The 14,853-nt window shown below is 66.8% G+C and carries 24 protein-coding genes; 6 read left to right on the forward strand and 18 right to left on the reverse strand.

Annotated features, from left to right (window positions below; genetic code table 11):
- Positions 1 to 2: 2 nt before the first annotated feature.
- From ptsP to HHL11_RS33630, 4 genes are read right to left on the reverse strand one after another with little or no spacing between them, the layout of a single operon-like run.
- The gene (gene ptsP, locus HHL11_RS33615; RefSeq protein ID WP_169422994.1) at positions 3 to 1,769 is read right to left on the reverse strand and encodes a phosphoenolpyruvate--protein phosphotransferase; all 1,767 of its coding nucleotides are present in this window, start codon (positions 1,767 to 1,769) and stop codon (positions 3 to 5) included.
- A complete protein-coding gene (locus HHL11_RS33620; protein ID WP_169422995.1) occupies positions 1,770 to 2,039 on the reverse strand; it encodes an HPr family phosphocarrier protein in 270 nt (89 codons plus the stop codon).
- Positions 2,008 to 2,463: a PTS sugar transporter subunit IIA gene (locus tag HHL11_RS33625; protein ID WP_169422996.1), complete on the reverse strand. Its 456-nt coding sequence runs from the start codon at positions 2,461 to 2,463 to the stop codon at positions 2,008 to 2,010. The genes HHL11_RS33620 and HHL11_RS33625 overlap by 32 nt, the downstream gene beginning before the upstream one ends.
- Complete coding sequence (locus HHL11_RS33630; protein ID WP_169422997.1) at positions 2,460 to 3,680, reverse strand: MFS transporter; 1,221 nt, start codon at positions 3,678 to 3,680, stop codon at positions 2,460 to 2,462. The genes HHL11_RS33625 and HHL11_RS33630 overlap by 4 nt, the downstream gene beginning before the upstream one ends.
- 72 nt (positions 3,681 to 3,752) lie before the next feature.
- Here HHL11_RS33630 and HHL11_RS33635 point away from each other — a divergent pair, with 72 nt between their 5' ends.
- From HHL11_RS33635 to HHL11_RS33645, 3 genes are read left to right on the forward strand one after another with little or no spacing between them, the layout of a single operon-like run.
- On the forward strand, positions 3,753 to 4,988 hold the full coding sequence (locus HHL11_RS33635) for a CaiB/BaiF CoA transferase family protein (protein ID WP_169422998.1): 1,236 nt from the start codon (positions 3,753 to 3,755) through the stop codon (positions 4,986 to 4,988).
- Positions 4,988 to 5,722, forward strand: coding sequence for an alpha/beta fold hydrolase (locus HHL11_RS33640; protein WP_169422999.1), 735 nt, complete (start codon positions 4,988 to 4,990; stop codon positions 5,720 to 5,722). The genes HHL11_RS33635 and HHL11_RS33640 overlap by 1 nt, the downstream gene beginning before the upstream one ends.
- A 59-nt stretch (positions 5,723 to 5,781) precedes the next feature.
- Positions 5,782 to 6,285: a TlpA family protein disulfide reductase gene (locus HHL11_RS33645; protein WP_169423000.1), complete on the forward strand. Its 504-nt coding sequence runs from the start codon at positions 5,782 to 5,784 to the stop codon at positions 6,283 to 6,285.
- A 49-nt stretch (positions 6,286 to 6,334) separates the two neighbouring features.
- Here HHL11_RS33645 and HHL11_RS33650 read toward each other — a convergent pair whose 3' ends face one another.
- Positions 6,335 to 6,790 (reverse strand): c-type cytochrome, encoded by a 456-nt coding sequence (locus tag HHL11_RS33650; protein ID WP_169423001.1) that lies wholly within the window; start codon positions 6,788 to 6,790, stop codon positions 6,335 to 6,337.
- Positions 6,791 to 6,947: 157 nt separating this feature from the next.
- Between HHL11_RS33650 and HHL11_RS33655 the strand changes: the two genes are divergently transcribed.
- On the forward strand, positions 6,948 to 7,622 hold the full coding sequence (locus HHL11_RS33655; protein WP_169423002.1) for a cytochrome b/b6 domain-containing protein: 675 nt from the start codon (positions 6,948 to 6,950) through the stop codon (positions 7,620 to 7,622).
- Between the two features lie 64 nt (positions 7,623 to 7,686).
- Positions 7,687 to 8,202: a GNAT family N-acetyltransferase gene (locus HHL11_RS33660; protein ID WP_169423003.1), complete on the forward strand. Its 516-nt coding sequence runs from the start codon at positions 7,687 to 7,689 to the stop codon at positions 8,200 to 8,202.
- Positions 8,203 to 8,235: 33 nt separating this feature from the next.
- Here the strand turns inward: HHL11_RS33660 and HHL11_RS33665 are convergent, their stop codons facing one another.
- The 11 genes from HHL11_RS33665 to rplC all read right to left on the reverse strand — a co-directional run bounded on the left by HHL11_RS33665 (position 8,236) and on the right by rplC (position 13,775).
- Positions 8,236 to 8,742 carry a peroxiredoxin gene (locus HHL11_RS33665; RefSeq protein ID WP_169423004.1) on the reverse strand — a complete coding sequence of 169 codons (507 nt, stop codon included), beginning with the start codon at positions 8,740 to 8,742 and terminating at the stop codon, positions 8,236 to 8,238.
- Positions 8,743 to 8,814: 72 nt separating this feature from the next.
- Positions 8,815 to 9,084: a 30S ribosomal protein S17 gene (rpsQ, locus tag HHL11_RS33670; protein WP_169423005.1), complete on the reverse strand. Its 270-nt coding sequence runs from the start codon at positions 9,082 to 9,084 to the stop codon at positions 8,815 to 8,817.
- A 12-nt stretch (positions 9,085 to 9,096) separates the two neighbouring features.
- Positions 9,097 to 9,300, reverse strand: a complete 204-nt coding sequence (rpmC, locus tag HHL11_RS33675; protein ID WP_169423006.1) for a 50S ribosomal protein L29 — start codon at positions 9,298 to 9,300, stop codon at positions 9,097 to 9,099.
- A 14-nt stretch (positions 9,301 to 9,314) separates the two neighbouring features.
- On the reverse strand, positions 9,315 to 9,731 hold the full coding sequence (rplP, locus tag HHL11_RS33680) for a 50S ribosomal protein L16 (RefSeq protein WP_169423007.1): 417 nt from the start codon (positions 9,729 to 9,731) through the stop codon (positions 9,315 to 9,317).
- 23 nt (positions 9,732 to 9,754) lie between these two features.
- Complete coding sequence (gene rpsC / locus HHL11_RS33685) at positions 9,755 to 10,663, reverse strand: 30S ribosomal protein S3 (RefSeq protein ID WP_169423008.1); 909 nt, start codon at positions 10,661 to 10,663, stop codon at positions 9,755 to 9,757.
- Positions 10,664 to 10,678: 15 nt separating this feature from the next.
- A complete protein-coding gene (gene rplV, locus HHL11_RS33690) occupies positions 10,679 to 11,011 on the reverse strand; it encodes a 50S ribosomal protein L22 (protein ID WP_169423009.1) in 333 nt (110 codons plus the stop codon).
- Between the two features lie 9 nt (positions 11,012 to 11,020).
- Positions 11,021 to 11,299 (reverse strand): 30S ribosomal protein S19, encoded by a 279-nt coding sequence (gene rpsS, locus HHL11_RS33695; protein WP_169423010.1) that lies wholly within the window; start codon positions 11,297 to 11,299, stop codon positions 11,021 to 11,023.
- 12 nt (positions 11,300 to 11,311) lie between these two features.
- Positions 11,312 to 12,136, reverse strand: a complete 825-nt coding sequence (gene rplB / locus HHL11_RS33700; RefSeq protein WP_169423011.1) for a 50S ribosomal protein L2 — start codon at positions 12,134 to 12,136, stop codon at positions 11,312 to 11,314.
- A 2-nt stretch (positions 12,137 to 12,138) separates the two neighbouring features.
- Positions 12,139 to 12,459, reverse strand: coding sequence for a 50S ribosomal protein L23 (gene rplW, locus HHL11_RS33705; protein ID WP_169423012.1), 321 nt, complete (start codon positions 12,457 to 12,459; stop codon positions 12,139 to 12,141).
- A complete protein-coding gene (rplD, locus tag HHL11_RS33710) occupies positions 12,456 to 13,076 on the reverse strand; it encodes a 50S ribosomal protein L4 (protein WP_169423013.1) in 621 nt (206 codons plus the stop codon). Before rplD ends, rplW begins: the two co-directional genes overlap by 4 nt.
- Positions 13,077 to 13,775, reverse strand: a complete 699-nt coding sequence (rplC, locus tag HHL11_RS33715; RefSeq protein ID WP_169423014.1) for a 50S ribosomal protein L3 — start codon at positions 13,773 to 13,775, stop codon at positions 13,077 to 13,079.
- A 256-nt stretch (positions 13,776 to 14,031) separates the two neighbouring features.
- Here rplC and HHL11_RS33720 point away from each other — a divergent pair, with 256 nt between their 5' ends.
- Entirely contained in the window at positions 14,032 to 14,187 is a 156-nt protein-coding gene (locus HHL11_RS33720; protein ID WP_169423015.1) for a hypothetical protein, read from the forward strand.
- A gap of 50 nt (positions 14,188 to 14,237) precedes the next feature.
- Here HHL11_RS33720 and rpsJ read toward each other — a convergent pair whose 3' ends face one another.
- Complete coding sequence (rpsJ, locus tag HHL11_RS33725; protein WP_145895499.1) at positions 14,238 to 14,549, reverse strand: 30S ribosomal protein S10; 312 nt, start codon at positions 14,547 to 14,549, stop codon at positions 14,238 to 14,240.
- A 5-nt stretch (positions 14,550 to 14,554) separates the two neighbouring features.
- On the reverse strand, positions 14,555 to 14,853 hold a 299-nt coding region (locus HHL11_RS33730), incomplete at its 5' end, for an EF-Tu C-terminal domain-related protein (protein ID WP_483430735.1).

A 14,853-nucleotide genomic window follows, 5' to 3' on the forward strand; every position in this document is an offset into this window, starting at 1 on the left:
GCTCAGGCCAGCAGGGCCAGCGCCGGATCTTCGGCGTCCACCACCTGCTGCGCCCAGGCGACCAGGCGCGAGGTGTCCGAGCGCAGCACTTCCTGCTTCACCGCCAGGATCTGCGCCGGGTGCATGGAGAAGCTGCGCAGGCCCAGGCCCAGCAGCAGCTTGGTGAACTGCGTGTCGCCAGCCATTTCGCCGCACACGCTGACCGGCTTGCCCTGGCGCCGGCATTCCGCAATGGTGTCAGCCACCAGCCGCAGCACCGCCGGGTGGCAAGGGTCGTACAGGTGCGCCACCGATTCGTCGGCGCGGTCGATCGCCAGCGTGTACTGGATCAGGTCGTTGGTGCCGATCGACAGGAAGTCGAAGTACTTGAGGAAGGTGCGCACCTGCAGCGCCGCCGCCGGCACTTCGATCATCGCCCCGATCGGCACGGAGCCGTAGGGCACGCCGCGGTTATCGAGTTCGGCCCGCGCGAAGTCGACCAGCGACAGCGTCTGCCGGATCTCGCGCGCATGCGCCAGCATCGGCACCAGCATGTTCACCTTGCCATGCGCAGCGGCGCGCAGGATGGCGCGCAGCTGGGTGCGGAACATCTCGGGCTCGGCCAGGCTCCAGCGGATGGCGCGCAGGCCCAGCGCCGGGTTCAGGTGGGCGGCGTCACGGCGCGAATCGTCCAGCGGCTTGTCGGCGCCCACGTCCACGGTGCGGATCGTGACCGGCAGGCCCTGCATGCCCTCGATCGCCTTGCAATACGCGCGGTACTGCTCCTCCTCGTCCGGCAGGTCGCCCTTGCGGCCCATGAAGAGGAACTCGCTGCGGAACAGGCCCACGCCGACGGCGCCGGCCTTCACCGCGCCTTCGGCGTCCTCCGGCATCTCGATGTTGGCGACCAGTTCCACCTTCTCGCCGTCCAGCGTCACCGCCGGCGTGTGGCGCAGCCGGTTCAGGCGGCCGCGTTCGAGTTCGGCCTGGCGCTGCTTGAAACCGTATTCGGCCAGGATGATCGGCGACGGGTCGACGATCATCACGCCGCCATCGCCGTCCACCACCACCCAGTCGTCCTGCCGCACCAGCTGGCTGGCACTGCGCGCGCCCACCACCGCGGGGATGTCCATGCTGCGCGCGACGATCGCCGTGTGCGAGGTGCGGCCGCCGACGTCGGTGACGAAGCCGGCGAACACGCTCTGCTTGAACTGCAGCATGTCGGCCGGCGAGAGGTCGTGCGCGACGAGGACGAGCGGGACATCGACGCTGTCGTCCAGCAGCAGGTCCTGCTGCGTCTTGCGCCGCGAGGCCGGCGGCTGCGCCACCGGCGAGCCCATGCCCTTCATGTAGCGCAGGATGCGCTCGGCGACCTGTTCGAGGTCGGCCTTGCGCTCGCGCAGGTAGTCGTCCTCCATGTCGTCGAACTGGCGCGACAGCACTTCCAGCTGCGTCGTCAGCGCCCACTCGGCGTTGTACAGGCGTTCCGTGATCCAGTGCTTGACGCCGCTGATCAGCTCTTCGTCCTGCAGCAGCATCAGGTGCACGTCCAGCAGCGCCGACAGCTCGTGCGGCGCTTCCTTCGGGCCCATCTGCGTGATGGTCTGCTGCAGCCGGTGGATTTCCTCGATGACCGCGTTGCGGCCGACGCGCACGCGCTCGATCTCGCTTTCGACCTGCGCCGGCTGGATGAAATAGTGGGCGACGTCCGCGCGGCCCGAGCCCACGACCACCGCGCGCCCGATCGCAATGCCTCGGGCGACGGCGGTGCCATGGACGCTGAAGGTCATTTACTCGCCTTCCCCGAACTTGTCGTTGATCAGGGCGAGAAGCGCATTCATCGCCTCTTCCTCGCGCTCGCCGTCGGTCTCCAGCGTCACCTCGGTGCCGATGCCGGCGGCCAGCATCATCACGCCCATGATGCTCTTGGCGTTGACGCGGCGTTCGCCGCGGCTGAGCCAGACCTCGCAGGGGAAGCTGCCTGCCAGCTTGGTGAGCTTGGCGGAGGCCCGGGCGTGCAGCCCGAGCTTATTGCTGATGGTCGTGTTCTTCTTGATCATGGTTCCGTCTGGGCTGGTTCTGCGGCGCGGAGATGGCCACCTGCATCACGCCCTGGGTGCCGCCGATGACCGCGCGCGACACCAGCGTGTCCAGCGGCTCGTGGCGATAGGTGACGCTGCGCAACAGCATGGGCAGGTTCACCCCCGTGATGAGGCGCGAGTTCACGCCGTCCACCAGCTTCTGCGCCACGTTGCTGGGCGTGGCCCCGAAGATGTCGGTCAGGACCAGCACGCCCTTGACGCCGGGCTGCTCCTGCAACTGCTCGAGTGCGATGCGCGCCGCGCCCAGCGTTTCCTCCGGCTGGAGGTTGGGCTGCACGTCGATTGCCATCACCGTGGCGCCGCAGTCCGGGAAGACGTGCAGCGCGCACTGCCGCAGGGCATTGGCCAGCGGTGCGTGGGCGATCAGCAGGATGGCGTTCATGGCGCTTTCGTCCGATTATGGCTTCTGGCCCAGAGAAACCAGCCATAGGAGAGCACGCTGGTGGCCAGGTAGGCCGCGAAGGCGGCGCGGAATGACGACACTTCGTCCCAGCCCAGGGCCTGGAAGGCGTCCACCGCCACCCCGATGCCCCACTGGACGGCGAAGGTGCCGAGGAAGATGACCAGGTTGTAGGCCGACAGCGCCCGGCCGGCCAGGGAGGCCGGGAACACCATGCCCACCGCGGGCTGGGCCAGCGACAGGCAGGTGCTGGCGACGCAGAACAAGGCCAGCGCCCAGGCACCCGCCAGCGGCCCGAGGACGACGATCGCCGCCAGCACCAGCAGCACGAGGGGCATGCCCCAGGCGATCAACCGGTCGGTCCGGTAGCCGTTGCGCTGCAGCCAGGGGTTGGCCCAGCCCCAGGTCCAGAAGGACACCAGCATGCAGCAGTTGATGGTGAAGAGGCCGCCGGCCGCCTGCAGCGGCGTGTAGCCCGCCACCCGCGACAGCCAGGGCCCGGCCCACAGGGCCTGGATGGCGATCATGCCGCCGTAGCTGAAGATGCCGATGGGCGTCATCTGCCGGAAATAGGGGTGGCGCCAGACCTCCGCATAGCTGCCGCGCGGGCCGCCGGTGCTGTCGTCCTTGCTCCAGTCCGGCACGCGCCAGGCGATCACGAACATGGCCAACGCCATCAGGACGGCCAGTACCCAGAACAACGGCCGCCAGCCCACCAGCGGCAGCATCCACTGCACCGGCAAGGTCGAAGCCACCATGCCCATGGAGCCGGTCATGAGCATCCAGGAGTTGGTGCGCAACTGCACCGCCGGCGTGAACCAGCGGCGGAAGCCGGTCAGCGGCGCCATCAGGCAGGAGCTGACGCCGATGCCGCACAGCACGCGCGAAGCCAGCAGCGCGTAGAAGTTCTGCGCAAGCGCAAAGGCCACGCAGCCCAGGACGGCGAAGGCGACGAAACCCAGGATCACCTTGCGCGGGCCGTGGCGGTCCAGCCAGGTGCCCAGCGGCAGCTGGATCAGCGCGAAGCCCAGGAAATAGCCGCCGGCGAGCAGCCCCAGCTCGCGCGCGTTCAGGTGGAACTCCTGCGTCAGCGCGGGCGACAGCGTCGCCGTGATCGCGCGCAGCACCGCGGCGAAGAAGTAGGCAAAGGCGAAGGCAAGGAACACCGCCACGGCCTGGCGGCGAGCGAGCACGGACATGGACTGCTTTTTTGGATGGGGAGTGGCCTCTGGCGGGCCGCATCCCATTATCGGTTTCCCGATAATGCGGCCATGAATGCCCTGGATGGAATCCGTGTGCTGGACCTGTCGCGCGTACTGGCGGGTCCCTGGTGCACACAGACGCTCGCCGATCTCGGCGCCGATGTGATCAAGGTGGAGCGCCCGGGCAGCGGCGACGACACCCGCGGCTGGGGCCCGCCCTTCCTGAAGGACCGCGCGGGCGCCGACACCGCCGAGGCCGCGTACTACCTCGGTACCAATCGCAACAAGCGCTCCATCACCTGCGACATCGCCCGGCCCGAAGGCCAGGCGCTGGTGCGCGAGCTGGCAAGGCATTGCCACGTGTTCGTCGAGAACTTCAAGGTCGGCGACATGGCGCGCTACGGCCTCGACTACGCGGCGCTCTCCAAGATCAACCCCGCGCTGGTCTACTGCAGCATCACCGGCTTCGGCCAGACCGGGCCCTACAGCGAGCGCGCCGGCTACGACTACGCCGTGCAAGGCATGGGCGGCCTCATGAGCATCACGGGCGAGCGCGACGACCTCGGTGGCGGCCCGCAGAAGGTTGGCGTCGCCGTGGCCGACCTCTTCACCGGCATGTATTCGACGGTGGCCATCCTGGCAGCGATCCGCCACGCCGAGCGCAGCGGCCAGGGCCAGCACCTGGACATGGCGCTGCTCGATGCGCAGGTGGCGATGCTCGCCAACCTGGGCGCCGGCTACCTGGTGAGCGGCAAGGTGCCGGGCCGCGCCGGCAACGCGCACCAGAACATCGTGCCCTACCAGGTGTTCGAAGTGGCGCCCGCCGAAGACGGCCACAAGGACTTCATCATCCTCGCCGTCGGCAACGACGGCCAGTACGCCAAGTTCTGCCAGGTGGCGGGGCGGCCGGAGCTGGCCACCGACCCGCGCTTCGTGAAGAACCAGGACCGCGTGCGCAATCGCGGCGAACTGGTGCCGGTGCTCGAAGAGGTGATGAAGACCCGGCGCAAGGCCGACTGGCTGGGCGCACTGGAAGCGGCCAAGGTGCCCTGCGGCGCGATCAACAACCTCGCCGAAGTCTTTGCCGACCCGCACGTGCAGCAGCGCGAAATGATCCACGACTGGGAGCACCCGCTTTCCGGGCCGCTGCGCCTGGTGTCCAGCCCGATCAAGATGAGCGCCACGCCGGTGCGCACCGACGCGCCGCCGCCGCTGCTGGGCGAGCACACCGAGGAGATCCTGCGCGAAGTGCTGGGCGCAAACGCCGAACGCATCGCGCAACTCAAGGACCAGGAGATCATCTGATGGCCAACTTCGTCCTCGTTCACGGCGCCTGGCATGGCGGCTGGTGCTGGCAACGCGTGGTGCAGCCGCTGGCGGCGCAGGGCCATCGGGTGTATCCGGTCACGCTGACCGGCGTGGGCGAGCGTGCGCACCTGCTGTCTTCGCTCATCACGCTGGAGACGCACGTCGCCGACGTGGCGGGCGTGATCGAAGCCGAGGAACTGCAGGACGTGGTGCTGGCCGTGCACTCGTATGGCGGCATGATTGGCACGGCCATTGCGGACCGCATGCCACAGCGCCTGAAGCACCTGGTCTACGTCGATGCCGTGGTGCCCAAGCCCGGCGAAAGCTGGAGCGGCACGCACGCCGGCGCCACGCGCGAGGCGCGTATCGCGGCGGCGCAGGCCTCGCCCGACTACGCCTTCCCGCCGCCGGACCCGAGCGTGTTCGGCCTGCACGCGCAGGACCATGCGTGGGTGCAAAGACGGCAGACGCCGCACCCGGGCCACACTTACCAGGCGCCGCTGGACTTCGACCCGAAGCGGGTCGCCGGCGTGCCGCGCACCTTCATCGACTGCACGGCGCCGCCGCTGGCAACCATCGACGTGATCCGCCGCCGTGTCAGAGATCCGCGTTACTGGGACGGCGCCTGGGTTGGCGGCGCCGGCATGCGCGTGGTGGAGATGGCCACCGGGCACGACCCGATGATCAGCGCGCCGGACGACCTGGTGCGCTTGCTCCTGACCTGCGCCTGATCGGCATCAAGCGTGAACTTTCCGGATGGAGGACAATCCCAGCCGGAAGAAGGCAGACCATGAACGCAAAGCTGAAACTGGCCCTGGGCGCCGCCGCCATCGCGGTGGCGGGTGCGGCCGCCGTGTTCGTGACCACCAGCTCCGCCGCCGCGCCCGACAGCACCTTCGTGCTCCTGGACGGCAGCAAGCGCACCACCACGGACCTGAAGGGCAAGGTCACGCTGGTCAACTTCTGGGCCACCAGCTGCGTCACCTGCGTGGCCGAGATGCCGAAGATGGTCCAGACCTTCAACATGTACCACGCGAAGGGCTACGACCACCTCGGCGTGGCCATGAGCTACGACCCGCCCAGCTACGTGGTCAGCTACACCGAAACGCGCAAGCTGCCCTTCCAGGTGGCGATCGACAACACCGGTTCCGTGGCCAAGGCCTGGGGCGAAGTGCAGCTCACGCCCACGTCCTATCTCGTGAACAAGAAGGGCGAGATCGTGAAGCGCTATGTGGGCGAGCCGGACTTCGACGAACTGCACCGGCTGATCGAGAAGCTGCTCGCCGAAACCTGAGGCGGCGACGCCCCAAGTGGAAAGCCCCGCATCGCGGGGCTTTTGCTTTTTACGGGTTGTTCCGGAAGCTGTCGTGGCAGGACTTGCAGGTCTGCGCCGTGTTGCCGAAGGCGGTCTTCAGCGTGTCCAGGTTCTCGGTCCTGGCGGCGGCGACCAGTTTCACGGTGGCGGCCTGCAGGTTCTCGCCGTGCTCCTTGAACTTGGCGGGCTCCGCCCAGATGGCGGGCTTCGTCAGGTCCGACAGCTTCTCGGTGTTCTGCGTGAAGGCGGGCCAGGGCAGCTTGGAGAGCTCCGACACCAGTTCCGCATTGGCGATCGCCGCCTTGGCGTCGTAGGGCGCGCGGCCGTTCACCATCGCGCCGATGCGGCCGAAATGGTTCGACATGACGACCATCACGCCCTTGCGGTACTTGACCGCGTCTTCGGGCTTGGCGAACTGGGCGGAGGCCGGCGCGGCGAAAGCGCAGGCGGCGGCCGCGAGGGCCAGGGAGGCGGCAAACTTCATCGGTTGTTCTCCAGGGTAGGAATCCGTGCCACAGCGGCAGACCGCGAGCCGTGAAAAAAGTTTCATGCGGAACTCGCGGCACCGGGAAAATACCAAGCTTTGGACGCGGCCCCAACGGGCGTGTCGTCGCGAACCAACAAAACAACAGGAGCAGTTCATGGCCCATCGCGTGCGTGTCTGGGACCTTCCCACGCGCGTCTTCCACTGGCTGCTGGTGGCCTGCGTCATCGGCCTCGTTGCCACCGGCTATACCGGCGGCGGGTGGATGGAGTGGCATGCGCGCCTGGGCTACACGGTGCTGGCGCTGCTGCTGTTCCGGCTGGTGTGGGGCTTCATCGGCGGGCGCTGGACGCGCTTTGCCAGCTTCATCTACCACCCGCGCAGCCTGGTGGCGCACCTGCGCGGGCGCTCGCATCCGGACCATCTGGTGGGGCACACGCCGCTGGGCGCGGGCTCGGTGTTCGCCATGCTGCTGGTGCTGCTGGCGCAGGCGGCCACCGGCCTCATCGCCGACGACGACGCCGGCTTCACCGGCCCGCTGAATCGCTTCGTGTCCAATGCGCGCGGGCTCGCCGCCACCTGGTACCACAAGGAGATCGGCCAGCGGGTCCTCATCTGCCTGGTGCTGCTGCATATCGCCGCGGTGCTCTGGTTCCAGTTCGGCAAGCGGCAGGACCTGGTGGGGCCGATGATCGGCGGCGACAAGCAGCTGGCCGCGCCGGCATCGTCCTCGCGTGACGACGCCGTCTCGCGCATCACCGCGCTGGTGGTGATCGCCCTCGCCGCGGGCCTCGTGCTGTGGGTGGTGCGGCTCGGGACTGCTCAGCCGTAACGGATTGCTAAACTTTCCGTCCGACCACTCCGTTTCCGGACACTTGGACACCGCCCTCTTACCCGTGCTCGAACTGGCCGCCGCCACCGAGGCACGCGAGCTCGACGAAGCGCGAGCGATCATCCGGGAGTACGCCGCAGGCCTGGGCGTCGACCTCTGCTTCCAGAACCTCGAAGAGGAACTCGCCGGCCTGCCCGGCGACTACGCCCCGCCGCGCGGCGCCCTGCTGCTCGCGCGCGTGGACGGCGAACTGGCGGGCTGCTGCTGCCTGCGGCCCCTGGATGCCTCCGACTACGCCAACGCCGCGGAGATGAAGCGCCTGTACGTGCGCAAGGCCTTCCGCGGCTTCGGCCTGGGCCGCCGGCTGGCGGAAGCGGTGCTGGACGCCGCCCGCAGCGGCGGCTACGACTGCGTGCTGCTGGACACGCTGGACGACATGGAATCGGCGCGGGCACTGTACGAGGACCTCGGCTTCGAGGCCATCCCGCCCTACTACCACAACCCGATTCCCGGGGCGCACTACCTCAAGGCGGACCTGTGGAACAGCGGGCCCGCGCCCTTGTCGTCACGGTTTCCTTGAACGCCGGCTCGCGGCGTTCAAGGGGATGGTCTCTTAGGCCTTCACCTGGGACAGCATGGTCCCGGCGTCGCTGACCTCGAACTTGCCCGGCGCTTCGACGTTGAGCGTCTGCACCTTGCCGTCCTTCACCAGCATCGAATAGCGGTTGCTGCGCACGCCCATGCCGCGAGCCGTGAGGTCCAGCGTCAGGCCCGTGGCCTTGGCGAAGTCGCCGCTGCCGTCGGCCAGCATGCGCACCTTGCCGGCGGACTTCTGGTCGCGCGCCCAGGCGCCCATCACGAAGGCGTCGTTGACGCTCACGCACCAGATCTCGTCGACGCCGGCGCCCTTCAGGTCGTTGAACTTCTCCACGTAGCCGGGCACGTGCTTGGCGGAGCAGGTGGGCGTGAAGGCGCCAGGCAGCGCGAACAGGGCGATGGTCTTGCCCTTGGTGGCATCCGCCACCTTCACCGGGTTGGGGCCGATGCTGCAGCCATTGCCCTCGACTTCCGAGTATTCCTGCAGGGTGACATCCGGGAGTTGGTCGCCGACCTTGATCATGTATTTGCTCCTCAAAAAGAAAAACGGCCCACGATTGTGGGCCGTTTTTGCGTGGCTTGCAGCCGGGGCTTCTTAGACCTCGGACGCCTTCTCGACCAGGCGGGTCGCAACCCAGTTCTTGGTCTTGGAGAGAGGCCTGCTTTCGGTGATCTCGACTACGTCGCCGGTGTGGTACTCGCCCTTTTCGTCATGGGCGTGGTACTTGGACGACTTCATCACGATCTTGCCGTACAGCTCGTGCTTCACACGACGCTCCACCATCACGGTCACGGTCTTGGCGCGCTTGTCGCTGACGACCTTGCCGATCAGGGTGCGCTTGAGGGAGGTCTTGGCTTCCGTCATGGTCACTCCTGATTATTTGGCGGATTCCGCACGCTTTTGCGCCAGGATGGTCTTGGCGCGAGCGATGTCACGGCGCGTGGAACGCAGCGTGGCGGTGTTGTTGAGTTGTTGCGTGGCCTTCTGCATGCGCAGACCGAAATGGGCCTTCTGCAGGCTCTTCACTTCGGCTTCCACGCCGGCGGCGTCCTTGGAACGGAGATCCTTGGCTTTCGTCATGTTCTCTGCTCCTCTTACTGGCCGATCATGCGGGTAACGAACGTGGTGCGCAGCGGCAGCTTGGCGGCAGCCAGCTTGAACGCTTCGCGAGCGAGTTCCTCGGGCACGCCGACGATCTCGAACACGACCTTGCCCGGCTGGATTTCAGCCACGTAGTACTCGGGGTTGCCCTTGCCGTTACCCATACGCACTTCAGCGGGCTTCTGGGAGATCGGCTTGTCGGGAAACACGCGGATCCAGATGCGGCCGCCACGCTTCACGTGACGGGAGATCGCGCGACGCGCGGCCTCGATCTGGCGCGCCGTGAGGCGGCCGCGGTCGGTGCACTTCAGGCCGAAGTCGCCGAAGGCGACGGAGTTGCCGGTGGTGGCAACGCCGGTGTTACGGCCTTTTTGCTCTTTGCGGTATTTGCGGCGAGCGGGTTGCAGCATTTGTTCTCTCCTTTACCGTCGGGTCAGCTCTTGCTGCCCGGCGCGGGACGGGCCACGCGCTTAACGGTAGATTTCGGCGCTTCCGCGCCTCCGGTTGCTTCGGCGGGCTTGTCGCTGCCTTCGGCGGGTGCCACGTTGGTCGCACCGGTGCCGGTGCCGGCGTCGCGGCGCGGGCCACGGCCACCGCCACGGCGATCGCCGCCGGGGCCGCCACGGCGGTCGCCGTCACGGCGCGGGCCACGCGGGCCACGGCGCTCTTCGCCTTCGGGACGCGGCGTGCTGTCCAGGGACGGCACGTCGGTGCGGCCCAGGGTGTCGCCCTTGTAGACCCACACCTTGACGCCGATGACGCCGTAGGTGGTCTTGGCTTCGGAGAAGCCGTAGTCGATGTCCGCGCGCAGCGTGTGCAGCGGCACACGGCCTTCGCGGTACCACTCGGTACGGGCGATTTCGATGCCGTTCAGGCGGCCGGAGGACATGATCTTGATGCCCTGGGCGCCCAGGCGCATCGCGTTCTGCATGGCGCGCTTCATCGCGCGGCGGAACATGATGCGCTTTTCGAGCTGCTGGGTGATCGAGTCGGCGATCAGCTGGGCATCGACTTCGGGCTTGCGCACTTCCTCGATGTTCACAGCAACCGGCACGCCCAGGCGGACGGCGAGTTCCTTCTTCAGGTTCTCGATGTCCTCGCCCTTCTTACCGATCACCACGCCCGGGCGGGCGGAGTAGATCGTGATGCGGGCGTTCTTGGCGGGGCGCTCGATCAGCACGCGGCTGACGGCCGCGTTCTTCAGCTTGGTCTTCAGGTAGTCGCGGACCTTGATGTCTTCGCCGAGCATGTCGGAGAAGTCACGGTTGTTCGCGTACCAGCGGGAATTCCAGTTACGGGTGACGGCCAGGCGGAAGCCGGTCGGATGGATCTTCTGTCCCATGTTCTTCCTTGCCTCTTAGTTGCCGACGGTCACGTAGACGTGGCAGGTGCCCTTGCTGATGCGGTTGCCGCGGCCCTTGGCGCGGGCGGCGAAACGCTTCAGGGTGGCGCCCTGTTCCACGTAGATGGTCTTGACCTTCAGTTCATCGATGTCGACACCATCGTTGTGCTCGGCGTTCGCGATCGCGGACTCCAGCACCTTCTTGATGATGACGGCACCCTTCTTCTGGGTGAAGGCCAGGACGTTCAGGGCCTGGTCCACTTTCTTGCCGCGGATCAGGTCGGCCACGAGGCGGCCCTTGTCGACCGACAGGCGAACGCCGCGCAGGACTGCTTTGGTTTCAGCCATGGTTCAGCCTCACTTCTTCACGACTTTTTTGTCGGCGGGGTGACCCTTGAAGGTGCGCGTCAGGGCGAATTCGCCCAGCTTGTGGCCCACCATCTGGTCGGTGATGTAGACCGGCACGTGCTGCTTGCCGTTGTGCACGGCGATGGTCAGGCCGATGAAATCGGGCAGGACCATGGAGCGGCGCGACCAGGTCTTGATCGGCTTCTTGTCCTTGACGGCGACGGCCTTTTCGACCTTGGCCACCAGGTGGTGGTCCACAAACGGACCCTTCTTGAGAGAACGCGTCATTTGTGCGACCCCTTACTTCTTGCGACGCGAGACGATGAACGTCTGCGTGCGCTTGTTGTTGCGAGTACGGTAACCCTTGGTCAGGTTGCCCCACGGGTCGACAGGATGGCGGCCTTCGCCGGTCTTGCCTTCGCCGCCACCGTGCGGGTGGTCGACCGGGTTCATCACCACGCCGCGGACGGTCGGGCGGATGCCCATGTGGCGCTTGACACCGGCCTTGCCCAGTTGGCGCAGGCTGTGTTCTTCGTTGGCCACTTCACCGATGGTGGCGCGGCACTCGATGTGGATCTTGCGGACCTCACCGGAGCGCATGCGAACCTGGGCGTAGGTGCCTTCGCGAGCCAGCAGCGTCGCGGAGGTGCCCGCCGAACGCACGATCTGCGCGCCCTTGCCGGGTTGCAGTTCGATGCAGTGGATCGTGGAACCCACCGGGATGTTGCGGATCGGCAGCGTGTTGCCGGCGCGGATCGGCGCCTCGGCACCGGAGAGCAGCGTGGAGCCGACCACCACGCCACGCGGGGCGATGATGTAGCGGCGCTCGCCGTCGGCGTACACCACCAGGGCCAGGTGGGCCGAGCGGTTCGGGTCGTACTCGATGCGCTCGACCTTCGCCGGGATGCCGTCCTTGTTGCGGACGAAATCGACCACGCGGTAGTGGTGCTTGTGGCCACCGCCCTTGTGGCGGGTGGTGATGTGGCCGTTGTTGTTGCGGCCGGCCTTCTGGAACTGGGGCTCCAGCAGGGGCGCGTAAGGCGCGCCCTTGTGCAGGTGGTCGCGCGAGATCTTGACCGTGCCGCGCTGGCCCGGCGTCGTCGGCTTGAGCTTGATGACTGCCATGATTAAGCGGCCTCCCCGGAGAAGTTCAGCTCCTGGCCCGGCTGCAGCGTCACGTACGCCTTGCGCACGTTGTCGCGGCGACCGACGGAACGGCCGAAGCGCTTCGTCTTGCCCTTGATGTTGAGGACGGACACGCCCTTCACCTGCACGTTGAACATCAGTTCGACGGCGGCCTTGATCTCGGGCTTGGTGGCGTCCTGCAGGACCTTGAAGGTCACGGCATTGCTCTTGTCCGCCACGAGCGTCGCCTTCTCGGAGACGATGGGGGCGACCAGCACCTGCATCAGGCGGCCTTCGTCAAACTTTTTCGGAGTCGCGCTCATGCGAACATCTCCTTCAGCTTGTCGATCGCGCCCTTGGTGACGAGCACTTTCTTGTAATGGACCAGCGACACCGGATCGGCGTAGCGCGGCTCGACGATGTACACGTGCGGCAGGTTGCGCGACGCGAGGAGCAGGTTCTCGTCGACTTCGTCGGCGATCACCATCACCGACTCCAGGTTCATGGCCTTGAACTTGGCGGCCAGCTGCTTGGTCTTGGGGCTGTCGACCTTGAGGGATTCGACAACGGCCAGGCGACCGTCACGGGCCAGCTGGGAGAAGATGGACGCCATGCCGGCGCGGTACATCTTCTTGTTGATCTTCTGGGTGAAGTTCTCGTCCGGGCTGTTCGGGAAGATCCGGCCGCCCCCGCGCCACAGCGGCGAGGACGTCATACCGGCACGGGCGCGGCCCGTGCCCTTCTGGCGGAACGGCTTCTTGGTCGAGTGCTTGACCTGCTCGCGGTCCTTCTGGGCGCGCGTGCCTTGGCGGGCGTTGGCCTGGAAAGCAACGACGATCTGGTGCACCAGGGCTTCGTTGTATTCGCGGCCGAACACGGTCTCGGGCGCGTCAAACTTGGACGCGGCCTGGCCTTGCTCGTTCAGGAGTTCGAGTTGCATTTACTTCTTCCCCTTCTCGGCCTTGGCCTGGACCTGGACCGGCTTGGGCTGGCCCTTGGCGGCGAGGCGGACGGTCACGAAGCCGTTCTTGGCGCCGGGGACGGCACCCTTGACCAGCAGCAGGCCGCGGGTCTCGTCGACCCGGACCACGTCGAGGTTCTGGGTGGTGCAGGTCACGTCGCCCATGTGGCCCGACATGCGCTTGCCCGGGAACACGCGGCCCGGGTCCTGCGCCATCGAGATCGAGCCCGGCACGTTGTGCGAACGGCTGTTACCGTGCGACGCGCGCTGCGAGCTGAAGTTGTGGCGGCGGATGGTGCCCGTGAAGCCCTTGCCGATGGAGGTGCCCTGCACGTCGACCAGCTGGCCGGCGGAGAAGACGTCCTGCACCGGAATCGCGGCGCCGGCCTTGTACTTGGCGGCGGCCTCGGCGTCGAGGCGGAATTCACGGATGATTTCACCGGCTTCCACACCCGCCTTGGCGAGGTGGCCGGCCTGCGGCTTGGTCACGCGCGAGGTGCGGCGCGAACCGAACGTGACCTGCAGGGCCACGTAGCCGTCGGTGTCCTGGTTCTTGACCTGGGTCACGCGGTTGTTGGACACGTCCAGCACCGTGACAGGAACAGCGTCCCCGTCATCGGTGAACAGGCGCATCATGCCCACCTTGCGGCCCAGCAACCCGAGGCTGCTCAGACTCATGTTGTTACTCCGTTGCTCTCGCCGCGGCCGCTGCAATTGGCTGCCGCGTTTGAAATACGAGAGAGGGTTGATCACGCCGACCAGCCATCTGGTTCTCGGCGACAAAATAGCTCCGCCCGGCCAAAACCGAGCGAAGCCCGCAATTGTAGCAGCCTTCGGTCCGGCTTGCCAAGCCGGCGCTGCCTAGGGAATTCGGAAGGAGCGGCTCGGCAATTCGCTCCAGGGGCGCGAGGGACTCAGCCCTACCCTCGGTAGCATGTCCCCCAGCTCGTTCTCCCACTCCCAATGCATCGAAGGCGAAGGCCGCGATTCCGAAACCAGCCGCCGTGCCACGCGAGCCCTCGTCCTTCGGCTGACGCCCTGGCTCATCCTGGTGTTCTGGACGGTGTTGACAGTGACGGCGTTCCAGTAGGAAAAAAAAGGCCGCTTCCGCGGCCTCTTCTCCTTGGCGAACCGCAGTGCTTACTGCAGCTTGATCTCGACGTCCACGCCAGCCGGCAGGTCCAGCTTCATCAGGGCGTCGACCGTCTTGTCGGTCGGGTCGACGATGTCCATCAGGCGCTGGTGCGTCCGGATTTCGAACTGGTCGCGGCTCGACTTGTTGACGTGCGGCGAACGCAGGATGTCGAAGCGCTTCATGCGCGTCGGCAGGGGCACCGGGCCCTTGACGATAGCGCCGGTGCGCTTCGCCGTGTCGACGATTTCGGCGGCGGACTGGTCGATCAGCTTGTAATCGAAGGCCTTCAGGCGGATGCGGATCTTTTGCTGGGCCATGGTCATTACTCCATGATCTTGGCAACGACGCCGGCGCCGACGGTCTTGCCGCCTTCGCGGATGGCGAAGCGCAGGCCTTCTTCCATCGCGATCGGGGCGATCAGCTTGACGGTGATCGTCACGTTGTCGCCGGGCATGACCATTTCCTTGTCCTTCGGCAGCTCGATCGCGCCGGTCACGTCCGTCGTGCGGAAGTAGAACTGCGGGCGATAGTTGTTGAAGAACGGCGTGTGGCGGCCGCCTTCGTCCTTGGACAGCACGTAGATCTCGGCGGTGAAGTGCGTGTGCGGCTTCACGCTGCCCG

The sequence above is a fragment of the Ramlibacter agri genome (assembly GCF_012927085.1).
GTDB classification, from domain to species: Bacteria; Pseudomonadota; Gammaproteobacteria; order Burkholderiales; family Burkholderiaceae_C; genus Ramlibacter; species Ramlibacter agri.

Coding starts and splice junctions, on each gene's coding strand:
- HHL11_RS33650 (WP_169423001.1), bottom strand. CDS start 6,790: ATGAAGTTTGCCGCCTCCCTGGCCCTCGCGGCCGCCGCCTGCGCTTTC.
- rplV (WP_169423009.1), bottom strand. CDS start 11,011: ATGGCTGAAACCAAAGCAGTCCTGCGCGGCGTTCGCCTGTCGGTCGAC.
- rplW (WP_169423012.1), bottom strand. CDS start 12,459: ATGAGCGCGACTCCGAAAAAGTTTGACGAAGGCCGCCTGATGCAGGTG.
- HHL11_RS33720 (WP_169423015.1), top strand. CDS start 14,032: ATGTCCCCCAGCTCGTTCTCCCACTCCCAATGCATCGAAGGCGAAGGC.
- rplP (WP_169423007.1), bottom strand. CDS start 9,731: ATGCTGCAACCCGCTCGCCGCAAATACCGCAAAGAGCAAAAAGGCCGT.
- HHL11_RS33630 (WP_169422997.1), bottom strand. CDS start 3,680: ATGTCCGTGCTCGCTCGCCGCCAGGCCGTGGCGGTGTTCCTTGCCTTC.
- HHL11_RS33655 (WP_169423002.1), top strand. CDS start 6,948: ATGGCCCATCGCGTGCGTGTCTGGGACCTTCCCACGCGCGTCTTCCAC.
- HHL11_RS33625 (WP_169422996.1), bottom strand. CDS start 2,463: ATGAACGCCATCCTGCTGATCGCCCACGCACCGCTGGCCAATGCCCTG.
- rplD (WP_169423013.1), bottom strand. CDS start 13,076: ATGCAACTCGAACTCCTGAACGAGCAAGGCCAGGCCGCGTCCAAGTTT.
- rpmC (WP_169423006.1), bottom strand. CDS start 9,300: ATGACGAAAGCCAAGGATCTCCGTTCCAAGGACGCCGCCGGCGTGGAA.
- HHL11_RS33665 (WP_169423004.1), bottom strand. CDS start 8,742: ATGATCAAGGTCGGCGACCAACTCCCGGATGTCACCCTGCAGGAATAC.
- ptsP (WP_169422994.1), bottom strand. CDS start 1,769: ATGACCTTCAGCGTCCATGGCACCGCCGTCGCCCGAGGCATTGCGATC.
- HHL11_RS33640 (WP_169422999.1), top strand. CDS start 4,988: ATGGCCAACTTCGTCCTCGTTCACGGCGCCTGGCATGGCGGCTGGTGC.
- rpsJ (WP_145895499.1), bottom strand. CDS start 14,549: ATGGCCCAGCAAAAGATCCGCATCCGCCTGAAGGCCTTCGATTACAAG.
- HHL11_RS33645 (WP_169423000.1), top strand. CDS start 5,782: ATGAACGCAAAGCTGAAACTGGCCCTGGGCGCCGCCGCCATCGCGGTG.
- rpsS (WP_169423010.1), bottom strand. CDS start 11,299: ATGACGCGTTCTCTCAAGAAGGGTCCGTTTGTGGACCACCACCTGGTG.
- HHL11_RS33635 (WP_169422998.1), top strand. CDS start 3,753: ATGAATGCCCTGGATGGAATCCGTGTGCTGGACCTGTCGCGCGTACTG.
- rpsQ (WP_169423005.1), bottom strand. CDS start 9,084: ATGACGGAAGCCAAGACCTCCCTCAAGCGCACCCTGATCGGCAAGGTC.
- rplC (WP_169423014.1), bottom strand. CDS start 13,775: ATGAGTCTGAGCAGCCTCGGGTTGCTGGGCCGCAAGGTGGGCATGATG.
- HHL11_RS33620 (WP_169422995.1), bottom strand. CDS start 2,039: ATGATCAAGAAGAACACGACCATCAGCAATAAGCTCGGGCTGCACGCC.
- rpsC (WP_169423008.1), bottom strand. CDS start 10,663: ATGGGACAGAAGATCCATCCGACCGGCTTCCGCCTGGCCGTCACCCGT.
- rplB (WP_169423011.1), bottom strand. CDS start 12,136: ATGGCAGTCATCAAGCTCAAGCCGACGACGCCGGGCCAGCGCGGCACG.